Here is a 14,644-nt window from a genome sequence, read left to right as displayed (position 1 = left end):
CGGGAGCGATCGCGTGGAAACGGCAAACTGAAAGAGTGAAAACCTCTATTGAGGGATTCACGATCGCATACCGTTTTTGCGTATTTTTACGCAATATTTGTTCTGGGCTCGATCGCCATATTATGTGTTTATACGTAGACCGGCAATATCGAAGTTATGGATTCATGAAATCTTTATAGAACTGCGATAGCCGTTCATCTCGTCTTTAAAAATCGTCGAGATGCTTCGAGGTTGACAAGATACCGATCGCACGTGTTTTTCAAACCCTCCGCTCGCACTCACCATGTAAGCACTTGCTTCAGCGATCGCAACTCTCGGCTAATACGGCCAATATTTGCAAAAAAACGCGATCGCTCGCCCGAGAGCTGAGCTAAGTTGGTCGTATCCCCAACCCAGACGCGACCGAACGCGAAATTCAGGCCGCGCGGGAGGTTCGCCTCATGATTCCATCTCAAAACTTCAAACACCAACTGTACCGCTCTGCTTGCGTGGGACTACTCCTCGGTAGCTTGCCCCTACTCGCTCCCACTTCAGCCAACATCTCTGCAACAGCGGCGATCGCAACTCCAGAACCGGCTCTCGAAAACCCCATCGAACGGTCTCAGTTCCCCGGAATTCCCGTTCCTATTCCAGACATCCCCGGTGTTGAAGGCATTTTAAACGACCTTCTCAGAGGTGACGCCCCCATCGAAACGAGCTTTGAGGATGCGGCGACGGAAGTTCCGTTTCTCGACCGTTTCGATCCCGATATCGTGACGCCGTTGACAGTGCTTCCCCGCAACGATCGCGGCGAACTCCTCTGGCAACCGGGACTCTACACCTTACCCGCCGAAAGCTACTGTTTGCACGCCGGAACCTACGCCCCCACGCGTGGCGATGGCTATCTCTACGCCCCGTTACGAGGCTCTCGTGCCGAAATCGTCGGCAATATCTTGCGACGGTCGGTCGATCGCCCAGATATCCCCCAACAGGACATTCAAATCCTACTCTGGGGGATTTTGGCGCGAACTGAACTCTCGCAGATGTCGCCCAATATCCAACAGGCGGCCAACGCCCTGTTGTCGGACGACGAAATCGACGATCTCGACGGAAGTGCGCTCGATGTCATTTCCCAACTTGCTCTGCAAGAAGCGATCGCTCACTTACCCGCCCCCGTCCAACAAGTCTTACAAGCCGAAGCCCGACTGCGATCGCTCTTTGCCCAAGGTAACGCGGTTTACAGCGATTTGGAACGCGTCGCCGTTCTGTTTGGCGAACCCCCCGATACCGGAGAGCGAGAAATTCCAGGGGGGCGTTGGTCTTACCACCGCAACGGTTACTTTATCCGCTATCGACCCTCGGGCTACTCTCTAACTCAAATTGACGTATCGGTTCCCGATGTCGTCACCGTCGAACGAGACGATCGCGATCGCATTGTGGCGATCGCCGATACCCAGGGCAACCGCATCGAAGCTGAGTACGACGATGCGATCGCCCCGCTAAGCGTTTCTGGCAACTCGAACTTGCAAGGATATGCCTTTCGCTCGATCCGCGTCGTGCGCCGTACCGTCCTCCCACCCGAACTCGCGTTCGACCTCACCGCCACCTGGAACGATGTCGGATGGACGTTCGTGGGAGTTCCGTCGGGAAACGGCCGCGTTTCCGCTTCGGGACGATTTGCTGATGCCCAACAACGGTACGATCGCGGAGCTGCCTATTTAGACGAACTCGACACCCTCGACGACGCGATCGATGCCGACGGAGATATCGACGACGTTCTCGATCTGGCACACTACACCGACGCACTCCAACAAGTTCTCCAGGGAAATCGAGATGTGGCTTGGGCCGACGATGGCATCGATTTGGCTCGACGAGCCTGGCAATATGCCGTTTGTCGTCGTGCGGGAGCGTGTCAAACTTCATCGTCACAGGCGACGATCGCTCCGGTTCTCGTGGCCTCGTCGGATCTCGATTCGAACCTAGACGCGATCGCCCGTCGTCGCCAACGCGATCGCTCCGCCTCCAATACCGTCGATCTCGGTGTCGCCGTTCCCGCCAATACATCGCAGCAACGTTTGGCGCAATCGACTCGTCCCAACGAAGACGAAGCCAAAAAGAAAGCTTGCGAAACCGTCCAAAAAGACATCGCCAGTCAAGAAAGCATTTTGCGGGCGTTTCAAAACGAGCGTCTGCTTCGGCTGGCACAACAACTCGGAAAAGACGGATACGCTTACGCAGGAGCCGTCAACAACCTGATTAAAAAAATGTTCGATGCAGGGGGTTGGGACAATCTCTCCCCCAATGCCATCAACGACACGATGTTTCCCCAACCTGGCGAAACGGGAAGTGCGGCGGAAGCTGGACTTGAAGCCCCGATGGGAACCAATCCCCTCACCTGCAAAATTTCCTCGCAACCGTTGAGCGAATACATCCGAACCTACGGCGGCGAAACGGCGGGTTCGGTCATTTATAACGCAAATATGGCTCACGAACAGTTCCATCGCAATACCTGTCAGGCACAAATTCGACAGTCTGGCGGTCGCGGCTACGATATGTATATGCGCGATCCGGCGAACTACCGACAAGACGAACTCGGAGCGTATCGAGCTGGCATCGATCGCGCTCGAAATTGGTATAACGCCAACTGTCGTTGAAGGCGATCGCCTCGACTCGATAGCCTAGAAGCGACGAGTTTTCGAGATATATGAGCCAGCAAAAACAGATCGTTCTCACCGGAGTTACTCGCGGTTTGGGACGGGCGATGCTCGAGGGATTTGTCGAGGCGGGTCACGTCGTATACGGCTGTGCGCGAGACGAAGAGGCGATCGCCTCCTTAAACCAACAGTTTGGCCGACCCCACCATTTCGCGAGCGTAGATGTAACGGATGATGACAGCGTGCGTCAGTGGAGTGAGGCGGTGTTGTCGCAACGTTCCGCACCGGATTTACTCGTCAACAACGCGGGGTTCATCAACGAACCGGCGAATCTTTGGGAAGTTCCCGCCGCAGAATTCGATCGCGTTGTAGATGTCAATTTGAAAGGCGTGGCGAACCTGTTGCGTCATTTCGTCCCGGCGATGGTTCGCCGAGGGGAAGGGGTTATCGTCAACTTCAGTTCTACCTGGGGACACACTACGTCTCCGCAAGTTGCGCCCTATTGCGCGACGAAATGGGGCATCGAAGGGTTGACGCGATCGCTCTCTCAAGAACTCCCCTCGGGATTGGCGGCGATCGCCCTCAATCCCGGTGTCATCCACACGGATATGCTCGAAACCTGCTTCGGTTCGAGTGCGAAAAACTATATGTCGCCGGAAACCTGGGGAAAAGCCGCAGTTCCGTTGTTGTTGGGGTTAACGGCTGCTGATAACGGAGCGTCGCTGCGGGTTTCGGCTTAATCGGCGTTGTCTGAAGTGAGAAAGCAACAGCGTTTGCGTAGCGGACAGCGATCGCATTTGGGACGGCTGGCGGTACAGACGAGCGCCCCGAAATCCAAAAGGGTTAAATTCCAACGGCTGGCGTTGCGTTTGGGAACGACGCGATCGGCCAGTCCCCACAACCGTTTGCAACGAGATTTGACCCGTTCTCCTTCGACGCCGAAAAACCGCTCGAAAATCCGTGCGACGTTGGTGTCGAGAACTGCGGCCGGTTTACCGAAGGCATTGGCAAGGATCGATCGCGCACTGTATTTCCCGATTCCTGCTAAGCTCAACAGTTCGGTTTCGGTGTTGGGAACTCGACCGTCGTAGTCGTTGACGACGGTACGGGCGGCGTCTAAAATTCGTGCGGCGCGAAACAACAACCCCAGAGGTTGCAAGCGCGTTTCGAGGTCGTTTAAGTCGGCGCGTGCCAGCGTTTCGACATCGGGATATTGTCTTAAAAAAGAGTTGTACGTGGGAAGAACGGCTTCGACCGTCGTTTTTTGCAAGAGCGATTCAGCAATCAAAATGCGATAGGGATCGTGCGTGTCGCGCCAAGGAAACTGTCGCAAGTTTTCTCGACCCCAAGCAGTCAAACGACGGCGAAACCACTGAATATTGAGATCGTCAACAGACATACGATCGCGGGCGTGTTTTGCACTCACAGTATCGCAAAAACCCAGTATCGCAAAAAACCACGATCGCGCTCCTAGACTATCGGTTCCCCATGCCAAAGGTCACTAACACGCCGAGTTCGACTTCGACTTCTGGCGTATCGAACCCGAGTCCGCTGTCTTCGGGGGGAGGCGCACAGGCGGACGAGACGGGACGGTAGCTGTGAACTTCAATGGTGGCGAGGATCTCTCCGACGGTGGTATTGACCGCCTCGGCCATGGCTTGAATGCGATCGCGAGCGTCGGCGACGGCGGACAGTCGAGCTTCGTTTTCGAGGGGTAGGAAGTCTTCGACGAAGCAGGTATCGTAGGAGGAATAGAGATAGACCGAACCGTTTTCGAGGGCGCTGGTTTCGGCGGCGTCCTTCACGGCGTTGATGGTGGCGAGGGTCGGGTTATCGAGGGTCACGATAACGCTACCCATCGGTTGACCGGGATACACGGTACGCGGATCGATGCGATCGATCTCGACTTCGATGTTGTCGGTGGGAATTCCCAGGGCTGCGATCGCGCTCGTGACTGGCTGTAACATCCCTTCAGAGAGGGGTTCGACGTTTTCGGGATCGAACTCGGGGGACATGGGATCGGTGGTGCCGAAGGAAAAGCGGATTTCGGCGGTGTCGGCGGGAGAACTGGCAATACCGCGACCGTAGGTGGTCATCATGGGGCGATCGCCGACGTACAGTTGGGAAAGGCGAGTCGTATCGTCTGGAGTCGCGACGGGACTGGCGATTGCGATCGCCGACGGTACGATATTAAGTGCGATCCCCACGACAGAGATCGCACTGGCCTCGAACAGCCACGTTGCCACACGAGACGAAAAGGGGTTAGACATTCGGGGTCACTCTTCACGTTAGATCGAGTCTAAGGTAACTCGAAATTTTTACAACCGCTCGCGAACTTCTGCATTCGATCGGTTTCCACCTACCTCGAACGTGGCGATCGGTTTGCGCCCGATGAGAATTCTAATTTTTTTCGACAGTCGAAGTTGCTGGATTGGTATTTCGATGAGGGGTTCGGCTGCTATGACCAGTTCGGCAGTCGAGGGAGTTTGACAGCGGATATACAAAATGCCCCAAAAACGAAAGACATTACAGTGCTGGAGAATTTTTAGCTGTTTCAGTTCGGCGAGGTCTTCGCGATAGAAATCCCACAGTAGGCGAACGAGTTGAGAGGTACGTTTCATAATTAATTACGATTATTAAACAATCTCAATAGTCTGTGACGGCATCGATTCGTCACAGGGGATCGACCGACTGCCCGTTGGCAGCGTTTCTAGTTTTATTGAAGCGCAAGCTATCCCGACCGAGATCGAAAACGATAAAAGACTTAATAAGAATTTGATAATTTCAATGTTTTGTGTTTTTGGCAATTTGTCTTTCGATCGCCCTTGAGTTCGATGTTTTCGCGTAAGCGTCATCGCGATCGCGTAAATTTTTTGTTACATCTCTTGATAAAATGCGATCGTTATCGCCGGTCGTACGGCAGTCATCTGCTGGCTCGCCCCTAGTCAACGAGACAGCTCGAAATCGTACGAAGTCGTTTGATTTCGGAACGCGATCGGGAAAAATTGCAAAATTTTTCTAAGATTTAGTTTTTCAAAACGCCTAGAACTGCGATATTAGCGATTTTGCAGCAATATAAGTCGATATAACCGCTATAGATTTGACTGAGACAATTTAACGTGACCCGACAGCAGAAAACACCACCGATGATGAGAATTGTAAAATTTTTGTAAAGTGGGTTGCGGGGTCATACCCCTCATGGGTATAGTAAACACAGTAGATGCACCCTGATGGCAACGCCCGGATTTCAGTCCTGGGCGTTTTTTTTCGGGTTGGGGCCGGCAGTGACGCCGGCCGTTAGCGGTTGCGACGGACGCTTGGCGAGCAACAAGTACGTCGTCATCGTGCCTTTCCCTTTAATGTCGATCGCCCCCCGCGACTCGAATTCATAGCGATCTTTGAGACGTTCGTAGGTGGTCTCTGTCACCTGAATGCAGTCGGGAACGCCGTGAGATTCCATGCGACTGGCGAGGTTGACCGTATCGCCCCAGAGATCGTAAATAAACTTTTTCAAGCCGATGACGCCTGCGACGACGGGGCCGATGGCGATACCGATCCGCATTTGAAACTGATGGGGATGTCGCCGGTTGAAGGCTCGCAACGCCTGTTTCATTTCCAAGGCCATATCGGCGATCGCCGCGTCGAAATCCGCTCGAGGTTCGGGCAATCCCGATACCGCCATGTACGCGTCGCCGATGGTTTTAATCTTTTCTAATCCGTAGGAATCCGCCAGGCGATCGAACTGCGAAAAAATTTCGTTGAGTAATTCGACTAATTCCGGGGGAGAAATTTGCCCCGACAGTTTCGTGAAGCCGACGATATCGGCAAACAACACCCCAGCGTCCGAAAAACTATCGGCGATCGCGCAGTGACGCGTTTGTGCTTTGAGCCGTTGGGCGATGGGGCGCGGCAAAATATTCAACAGTAGCTTTTCCGATCGCGCTTGTTCTTCAGAGAGGCGATCGTAAGCCTCCTCTAACTGACGTCGAGCGGTAAATTCAGCTCGCTGCATCTTCTCGTAGAACAACACCGACAGATCGCAGATGGCACAAGTCCACCCCAAATAGAGCATCAATCCGCCCTGAGTCAGTTCTGGAATCGGAATTTGTGTCGGAATTCCCAACAGCGTCGAGGCGCCGAGGTAAACCCCCAGCGGAATCAGTTGAGCGATCGCGTGCAATCGCCAATAGACGGGTATCAGCGTCGCTTGAGCGAGAAACACCAGCGGCCACACCATCAACGACGGGGCGAGGGTTCCGGTGAAGATCCGCTGCACCAACGGCGTGAGGGTAATCGAGACAGAAAACACCACGAACACCCAACCGAGTCGCTGGCGTCCCCAACGCGATCGCAGCCAGCCGAAACACAATCCCGTCGCTACCAACGTGACGAGCTGTACGACTATCCAATCCCGGTTAAATTTTTCGATCTCGAAGGCTAAATGCCACAGCTCGAGACCGAAAAACGTGAAATACACGCAGCAGACGAGTACCGCGCCCAATATCAAACGCCGCCGCACGAAGCGATCGCGCCACCGCTGATAGTCGGGATGCGTCGGTTGCCTTGGTGAATGTGGCCATGCTTCTAAAAGCCGACACCTTATCGTCCCGAGCCAGTTCTGCATCGATTGTAAATTCATGGTTCCCGCACACCGTGATGGATATAGAACCCGAGAAGGACGCACGTCGAACAGTTGCCTGAGACACTGTTACGACCGACTGTCACCCCCTCCTACTCTTACCCCTTAATCTTGCCTCTTTTTCAACGAGCAGGGAACCGCGAACCGCGAAGACTGTTTTCCGCGAACTGCGGTTTTCGAGCAACGCACACACTTGTCTTTTTGTCAAGACCTCGAGCGTCGATCGCAGAGGGTGCGATCGCGCTCCAGCAGGCGAGGATTGGTTTGCAAATAATCCCGAACCCAACTACACCCCTGTTGTAACAGACGCTCTAAATTGTCACCTTTCGGAAGCAGCCAGAGTTTCGCCGTTCCGTCCTTACTGGCGGTGGCGAACAGATGGCCGTGCGGGTGGAAACTCACGCTGAGAACGCTGTCGGTGTGCGCTTCAAAATCGTCCAGGAGCGTTCCGTCGCGTCGCCAAAGCTTCACCGTGCGATCGTTCCCCACCGACGCCAAGAGTTCCCCGTCGGGACTGAAACTCACCCAGTTAACCGGGGCGGTATGGCCGTCAAACGCCGTATTCCCCTCAAACGTTTGAAGGTGGACGCCCTCGCGGTTCCAGAGCTTGACCGTGTTGTCCTTGCTCGCCGTGGCGATCGCCTCGCCGTCAGGACTGAAACTCGCCCAATACACCGAACTCGGCGTTTCGACGCGCCGCAGCAGTTTCCCCTCGAACGACCACAGCGCAAACGTTTTATCGTCGCTGGCCGAGAGCAACGTTCGTCCGTCGGGACTCCACATCACGGCGTTGGCTTGTTCGGTGTGAGCGGCGATCGTCCGGACTCGCACCCCGTCCGACACCCGCCACACCACCACCGAACCGTCGAGACCGGCCGTGGCCAGAAACGTTCCGTCCGGGCTGAAACTGGCACTTTTGACACTGTCGGGGTGGTTTAAGATGGCAACGGGGTCAGTTTGACCTAACCGCCACAATCGAGCCGTTCCGTCGGCGCTGGCGGTGGCTAAAATCTGTCCGTCCGGACTGAAGGCGATACTGTGAACCCGGTTTTGATGGCCGTTGAGAGTTCGGTTCGGCGTTCCGTCGAGGTTCCAGAGTTTCACCGTCTTGTCGGCGCTGGCGGTGGCTAACAGGTCTTCCGTGGGGCTGAAACTCACCGCCCACACCGAATCTAAGTGATCCGACAGGATCGATCGCCGGGTTGGGTCGCGATACCACAGGCGTACTGTAGTGTCCGTACTCGCCGTCGCTAACGTTTCTCCATCGGGGCTGAAACTTACCGCCCACACGCGATTTCGGTGTCCGGTGAGCGTTTGACGAAGCGTTCCGTCGCGGTTCCACAGCTTCACCGTGCGGTCTTCTCCAGTCGTCGCTAACGTCGTTCCGTCGGGGCTAAAACTCACGTCGAACAGCAAGGCGTCCGCCATCGCCGATCGCTGGAGTTGTCCGTCGGGAGTCCAGAGTTTGAGAGTTTTGTCCGTGCTGACGGTGGCGATCGCCCCGTCGGGGGCGACGGAAATTCCCGTGACTTCCCCCTGATGTCCGTCGAGCCGCCGCACTTCCGTCCCGTCTAGCGTCCAGGCGATCGCCACCGTATCGCCTCCCGCCGTCCACAGCGTCGTTCCCGCGCGATCGAACGCCATCGCAAACACGAACCCCTGATGACCCGTCCAACGTTGCAGTAGCTCTCCCGCCACCGTCCACAATTGCACGGTTCCATTGTCGCTAGCGGTGGCCAACATCTCCCCGTTGGGACTAAAAGCCACGCTCGTCACCATCGCTTCTGGCGTTAGCGTTTTTACGAGGGTTCCGTCGCGACGCCAGAGTTTGGCCGTTCCGTCAGAACTTCCCGACACGACGAGGGTTCCGTCGGGACTGACGCTAACGCTCGTGACGGGTTTTTCGTGTCCCGTGAGAACCGCCATCAACGTGCCGTCGCGATGCCACAACCGTACCGTATTGTCCCAGCTCGCGGTGGCCAAAAACGTTCCGTCCGCACTGAAGCTGACATCGACGACGCTGTTGCGATGGCCTTCAAGGCGGTTGCGTTCGCGGGTGGTGTCGAGACTGTGCTGTAAGATCCGCACCGTTTGACTTTGCAACGAGAGATCCGGGGGCGGGTCGAGTTGTTGGATTTTCGAGGCGGCGTAGAGACTTTGTAACAACGCGGCGAAGCGATCGGGGGTCGAGGTGCGACTGGCGGCGGCGTTGCGGGCTTCAATTTCGGCGAGGGCGGCGTTGCGGCGTTCTCGCTGGGCGACGTTGGCGAAGATTCCGAGAACGAGGGTTCCGAACAACGAGGCGATCGCGCCGGTCACGAGAAAGCGTTTGAGGCGGGTGTCGCTTTTGCGCTGGCGTTTCTGCGCTAAGGTCAGTTGTTGGAGAATGTCTTTTTCGCGGCTGAGTTTTCGATTCTGCGCCCGCAAGTCCGCCACGGCTTGGGAGTCGGCCCGTTCTCGATGTTGGCGGATGAAGGGAACGAGGTAGTCGTGAACCAGTTGGTAGCGGTTGTCGGGAACCTCGGGAAGCAAGGACACTAAGCCGGATTTGACGAAAATTTCGAGGACTAAATCCAGCACGGACTTGAACATCGAGTCTAAGGTGTCGGTACTGCCGCTCAAGTCCCGCACCAGTTCGCTGTAGGATTTGATGGGGCGGTTTCCGTATTTGTCGGTCAGGTGGTAGAGGAGTTGGCGGGCGGCGTCTTCGTTTTCGGCCCCGCAATCGCGCACGGCGTCCTCGAGGAAGCGTTCGACGAGTTCTTGTTTGGGGTTGGTTCCGAGCTGGCGGTATTTTTCGAGGGTGGTGATATTGTCCTGTTGGAGACTGGCGCCGACGATTTGCAGTTCGATGGGGCGCACGTCGCCGGTTTCGCGAGATAAGTCGCGCACCAGTTCGTCGATGAGTTCGTCCTCGAGTTCCAGGTGAGGTCGGGTTTCGGTGAGATGGCGAATCAGGTGGCGGGTGTCGTCGGGGGAAAAGTTGCTGAGGTAGTAGCGGTTGTTTTTGTTGAGGATGTCGTTGTCGAGGGCGTCGATAACGATTTGACGATCGCATTCGAGAAGGTGGTGCAGGTAGTCTTCGCGCAGAGAAAGAACCACTTTGACGTAGGGGATATCGAAGCAGCGATCGAGAAATTCGTAAAAGACGCGGCGGTACTGGCTGGGGGGGCGAACGAAAAAAAATTCCTCGAACTGGTCGAAAATTAAAACCACGATGCGGTTGCGATCGACGACGGCGGTGAGGGCGTCGAGGATTTGCGCGAGGTGCGTCTCGAGGGTGGGGGCGAGAAATTTGACGGCGAGGGATTTGGCGTTGGCGCGGACGAGGGCGGTGTAGAGTCGGCGAGCCAGGCGATCGCACCAGTTGCTGTAAACGCGCAACACCACGGGAAGGACTTCTCGGGTGGCGAGGGTGGATTGGTGCAACGCCGGAACGAACCCCGCATCGACGAGGGAACTTTTTCCGACGCCCGAGGGGCCGTAGAGAACGATGAGTTTGCGATCGGGACGGGCGATGCGTTCGATGAGGCGATCGATATCGAACTGTCGTGGCGAGGCGAGAATTTCCGGGGCGATGCGTTCGCGATTCGGGCTGTGAGGGCGGCGCAGGTTGAGGGTTTGACGTTGGGGTCGGAGTTGACCGGCGCCGATGAAGGCGCGGAATCCGTACTGTTGTTCGATCGAGCGCTGGTGTTGTTTGAGGTGAAACGCAGCCAGATACTGGTGGTGATGGCGGTAGCTGGTTTGCAGGATATCGAGCGATCGCAGGTAGCGTTGGGGGTCGAGTTGGTGGGAGGGATCGCGCAAGGCGTCGGGAAGCTCTTGCAGGGCGCATTCGAGGTTGTCTCGGGCGCGATCGTGTAGTTTGAGGTGGGTTTGGATGGTGACGAGGTCGAGGCGAAACTGTTGGGTCAGTAAGGCTCGGTACGGTGCGGGGCCTTTGGTTTCGGCGACTTTTTGTTGCGCGAGAACCTCCATGGCTTTATCTACCCACAGGTGGGCGCGATACCACCGCTGTTCGATGGCGGAGATTTTGGCCAGAAATCCGTAATCGATCGCCTGTTGGATGGGGTCGCCATAGGTTTGATGCAGGTTGACGGCGCGATGGGCGAGGGTTTGTAAGTCGTCCCACTGGTGCAGGCGATCGAGGACTTCTTCGAGGAGGGTTATCGGGCCGGCGGTGCAGTCTTCTCGTCCGGCGCGATCGAAGATCTCGAGACTCTGGGTCAGGGCGGTTTTAGCGCAACTCAACCGTTCGTCGGTTTCGGTGGCGTCGCAGTAGCGCAGGTGGACGAGTCCGAGGTGCAGAGAGATCGCCGCCTGCTTTTCGAGAACGGGGCGATCGTCGGGTTGTCGGTTCCAGTAGTCGAGGCTGCGATCGAAGTATTGGCGGGCGGTTTCGAGGCGATCGCGATCGTAGGCGTGGCGTCCGACGAGGAACTGTACCGACGCTCGCAGAGACGGCGAGAGGGACACTCGCTGTTGTTGTAAGGTTTGCAAGGCCGATCGCAATTCTTTGCGATCGCGGTCGTCGAAGCCGCTGGCGACGGCTAGCAGGTGAGTCGAGGAAGCGTTGAGAACGGTATGAAAGGCGCGTTCGGTACGAGCTTCGATCCAATGGAGAATTTGCGGGGCGGACAAGCTAAATTCGTACGTGATGCCCCAGCTTTCAAAGTCGGGAACGCGACGCACCAGTTGTACTAAGAGATCGTCGTTGGCCCACAGCACGATGGGGAAGGGAAAACGTTTGCGAAATTCCTCCCGCACCGTAGAGTTCGCTTGTAACAGGCGCTCTCGATTGGCGATGTCGTCGAGGCCGCAAACGGAGAGAACCGCCGGTTTCTGGGTGGCGGCGGTCGCTTTAACGGCGTGAAACAGACTACAGGCGTCGGGAGACAGGCGCAAGTCGAGGACCTCCACCGAGACGAGACTCGTGAGTTTTTCGAGGAGGTGCGATCGCAAGGCGTCGTAATTGCACCGGGCGAACATCAATTTGAACTGTCCCTGCGCCGATTCGATCGCGAACGCCAATTCGCGCAGTAACGTATCGTTTTGGCGTTCTAAGTCCATCTTCGGCTCCGTCGCTGTAGAAAACGCGATCGCCCCGTCACTCGTATCGATGGGAACGAGACTTTTTCAGTTTAGCCAAAACCCACAACCTTTCGGAATTTCCCGTGACAGGCGAAAGGCTGTCACTTTGACAGTCACCCGTTGTAGGGTGCGTGACTTAAAAAATCGGGTGTAAATCGTGAGACCGATCGCTCTGTCACGCACCGCCAACTTCTCCCCTTCTCCCCTTCTCCCCTTCTCCCCCTCTCCCCTTCTCCCGGTAAATTCCTGACTATCAACGGGATTCGTGAAAAAAGGAATAGACCTCCACAGCTTCGATCGCGCCTTATGTCCGTGCCATCCGCCTCGACGCCAACCCATTTGGCGGCTTCGGGTATTGCAACCCCCGAACCGTCAGACCCGAACCAACCGGTTTACCAACGACTCAAGTTGGCCTTGGCGTTGGGGTTGCGCCGACAGTTGTTTTTAGCTGTCTGCGACGATACGGCGCGATCGAACGCACTGGCGGCTCGACTGCAAGCCGAACTCAGCCCGCAAATCCTACTGCTGAGCTTGCAATTCGATATTAGTCACCCCGAACCGTTGGTGCAAATTCGCCGCGTTCTCCCCACGTCGCGAGACGCTCCGACGCCGCTCGATCGTAAGCCAATGGGAGTGCAGGTTTTGGGGATTTCGGCACTGACGCGCCAGTCGGCGAACAGTCAATGGTCGTTTCTCAAACATCTACGCAAAATGCCCGGCGCGATCGCCTCTCTCGATATTAGTTTAATCTTTTGGATTTCTCGTCCTTGGCTGCACGTCATCCAACAGTCCGCCCCGGAATTTTGGCAACATTGCACGGGGGTATTCGAGTTTCACGGCGAACCGACCGGACAGTCTACTTCGGTTCCGACGACGACACCCCCGTCTCGTCCGTCGCCGAAACGCACGTTAGCGAAACGCATTCCGCCGCCTCCGGTTTGGAAACAGATCGATGCGGCCTTGGTGCGTTCGGTTCTCGCCACCCGTCACGAGTTCGAGACGATCGATCCTGTGGCACTGTTACACGACATCGACCGACTGCACGAACGCCGTGCTAGTCCGTCTCAACTGGCCGATCGCTATTACCACTTGGGAAACCGCTACCGCGAACGACTCGAGGAGGATTCGCCTTCGGAAGCGTGCGCCCGCGTCGCCGTTCGACTCTACCGCCGCGCCGTACAACTGTGGCAACTCGATCCCGAGGCAGATGGGGGGCGCTGTCTGGCGGCTCTCAACGACATCGGAACGTTACAGGGGCTGCTCTCGAAGTCGCAACCCCGCGAGGTAAAACTCCGCGACCTCGAAGCGAGTTTAGAGGCGTATCGGGAGGGGTTGTCGCTCCTCGATATGAAAACGCAACCGCAGATTTGGGCGACGCTGCAACACAATATCGGTTCGGTGTACGCGGATTTGGCGCGGGTTCGCCAACAGCCTCGAGATTGGAAACGGGCGATCGCAGCCTTTGAAGCGGCTTTGTACTGTCACGATCCTGAGACCGACCCGCAACAGTACGCCGCCCTGCAAAACAACTTGGGAACGGCATACTGGAGTTTGGCGCAATACGGCGAGGCGACGACGCACCTCAACGCAGCGATCGCCGCTTATGCAGCGGCGTTGGAATACTACACCAGCGATCGCGACGAACTCAATTACGCCATGTTGCAAAACAACATCGGGACGGCCTACTGGACGCTCTCTCAACAGGCGCAAGCCCCGGAATGTTTGCATTTGGCGGTGGCGGCGTATCGGGAGGCGTTACGCTATCGCACCCCCGATCGCTTCCCCGCTGGCTGTGCGGCGACGCAGAACAATTTGGGAACGGCGTACTGGCATTTGGCGCAACAAACGCAGTCCGATCCGCCGACGGCGAAAGCCTATTTGGAAGAGTCGATCGCAGCCTACGAAACGGCGATCGCGGTCTCGGACTCTTTAGACTCCCTGACCTTCGACGCCAACGCCACGCACAACAATCTCGGGTTGGCACACGATCGCCTAGCGTTGCAGTGCGATCGCGCCGAGGCTCTCCAACATCTCGAAACGGCGCTACACCACCATCTCAAGGCGTTTGAAGGCTGGGGCGATCGCCCCGAACGGGCGAAAACGGCTATCGAGGCGATCGCTCGTTCGGTTCGTCAGTGTTACGCCATTGGCGGCATTGAGGGGCAATCTCGAGCTTTTTCTCGACTTCCTCCGGCTCTGCTGTCTGAGGTGATGGGGAAGTTGTAGTCCTGGGGGCGATCGTTGCGATTTTTATTTTTGCTGAGGTCGAATTACAAGT

8 protein-coding genes are annotated in these 14,644 nt (G+C 56.5%); 3 read left to right on the top strand and 5 right to left on the bottom strand.

Annotation, left to right across the window (positions count from 1 at the left end):
- The first annotated feature begins 440 nt into the window (after positions 1 to 440).
- Both POG22_RS22650 and POG22_RS22645 read left to right on the top strand, forming a co-directional pair.
- Entirely contained in the window at positions 441 to 2,633 is a 2,193-nt protein-coding gene (locus tag POG22_RS22650; RefSeq protein WP_498907221.1) for a hypothetical protein, read from the top strand.
- 50 nt (positions 2,634 to 2,683) lie between these two features.
- Positions 2,684 to 3,373 (top strand): SDR family oxidoreductase, encoded by a 690-nt coding sequence (locus POG22_RS22645; RefSeq protein WP_498907220.1) that lies wholly within the window; start codon positions 2,684 to 2,686, stop codon positions 3,371 to 3,373.
- Here the strand turns inward: POG22_RS22645 and POG22_RS22640 are convergent.
- The 5 genes from POG22_RS22640 to POG22_RS22620 form a co-directional block, all read right to left on the bottom strand.
- A complete protein-coding gene (locus tag POG22_RS22640; protein ID WP_498907219.1) occupies positions 3,370 to 4,032 on the bottom strand; it encodes an HhH-GPD family protein in 663 nt (220 codons plus the stop codon). The two genes, POG22_RS22645 and POG22_RS22640, sit on opposite strands and share 4 nt — an antisense overlap.
- 76 nt (positions 4,033 to 4,108) lie before the next feature.
- The gene (locus tag POG22_RS22635) at positions 4,109 to 4,903 is read right to left on the bottom strand and encodes an SIMPL domain-containing protein (RefSeq protein ID WP_498907218.1); all 795 of its coding nucleotides are present in this window, start codon (positions 4,901 to 4,903) and stop codon (positions 4,109 to 4,111) included.
- A 48-nt stretch (positions 4,904 to 4,951) separates the two neighbouring features.
- The gene (locus POG22_RS22630; RefSeq protein WP_017662374.1) at positions 4,952 to 5,254 is read right to left on the bottom strand and encodes a hypothetical protein; all 303 of its coding nucleotides are present in this window, start codon (positions 5,252 to 5,254) and stop codon (positions 4,952 to 4,954) included.
- Positions 5,255 to 5,880: 626 nt separating this feature from the next.
- Positions 5,881 to 7,272 carry an adenylate/guanylate cyclase domain-containing protein gene (locus POG22_RS22625; RefSeq protein ID WP_498907217.1) on the bottom strand — a complete coding sequence of 464 codons (1,392 nt, stop codon included), beginning with the start codon at positions 7,270 to 7,272 and terminating at the stop codon, positions 5,881 to 5,883.
- Between the two features lie 204 nt (positions 7,273 to 7,476).
- Positions 7,477 to 12,345: a WD40 domain-containing protein gene (locus POG22_RS22620; protein ID WP_498907216.1), complete on the bottom strand. Its 4,869-nt coding sequence runs from the start codon at positions 12,343 to 12,345 to the stop codon at positions 7,477 to 7,479.
- Positions 12,346 to 12,672: 327 nt separating this feature from the next.
- Here POG22_RS22620 and POG22_RS22615 point away from each other — a divergent pair, with 327 nt between their 5' ends.
- Positions 12,673 to 14,592, top strand: a complete 1,920-nt coding sequence (locus POG22_RS22615) for a tetratricopeptide repeat protein (RefSeq protein ID WP_498907215.1) — start codon at positions 12,673 to 12,675, stop codon at positions 14,590 to 14,592.
- Positions 14,593 to 14,644: the final 52 nt, after the last annotated feature.

Origin of the sequence: Geitlerinema sp. CS-897, assembly GCF_028368005.1 — a bacterium.
Taxonomy (GTDB): domain Bacteria; phylum Cyanobacteriota; class Cyanobacteriia; order Cyanobacteriales; family Geitlerinemataceae; genus Baaleninema; species Baaleninema simplex.
This window is presented reverse-complemented; position numbering and strand designations above follow the sequence as displayed.

What these genes read in the sequence shown, in the direction of transcription:
- POG22_RS22650 (WP_498907221.1), top strand. Translation starts at nt 441, where the DNA reads ATGATTCCATCTCAAAACTTCAAACACCAACTGTACCGCTCTGCTTGC.
- POG22_RS22645 (WP_498907220.1), top strand. Translation starts at nt 2,684, where the DNA reads ATGAGCCAGCAAAAACAGATCGTTCTCACCGGAGTTACTCGCGGTTTG.
- POG22_RS22640 (WP_498907219.1), bottom strand. Translation starts at nt 4,032, where the DNA reads ATGTCTGTTGACGATCTCAATATTCAGTGGTTTCGCCGTCGTTTGACT.
- POG22_RS22635 (WP_498907218.1), bottom strand. Translation starts at nt 4,903, where the DNA reads ATGTCTAACCCCTTTTCGTCTCGTGTGGCAACGTGGCTGTTCGAGGCC.
- POG22_RS22630 (WP_017662374.1), bottom strand. Translation starts at nt 5,254, where the DNA reads ATGAAACGTACCTCTCAACTCGTTCGCCTACTGTGGGATTTCTATCGC.
- POG22_RS22625 (WP_498907217.1), bottom strand. Translation starts at nt 7,272, where the DNA reads ATGAATTTACAATCGATGCAGAACTGGCTCGGGACGATAAGGTGTCGG.
- POG22_RS22620 (WP_498907216.1), bottom strand. Translation starts at nt 12,345, where the DNA reads ATGGACTTAGAACGCCAAAACGATACGTTACTGCGCGAATTGGCGTTC.
- POG22_RS22615 (WP_498907215.1), top strand. Translation starts at nt 12,673, where the DNA reads ATGTCCGTGCCATCCGCCTCGACGCCAACCCATTTGGCGGCTTCGGGT.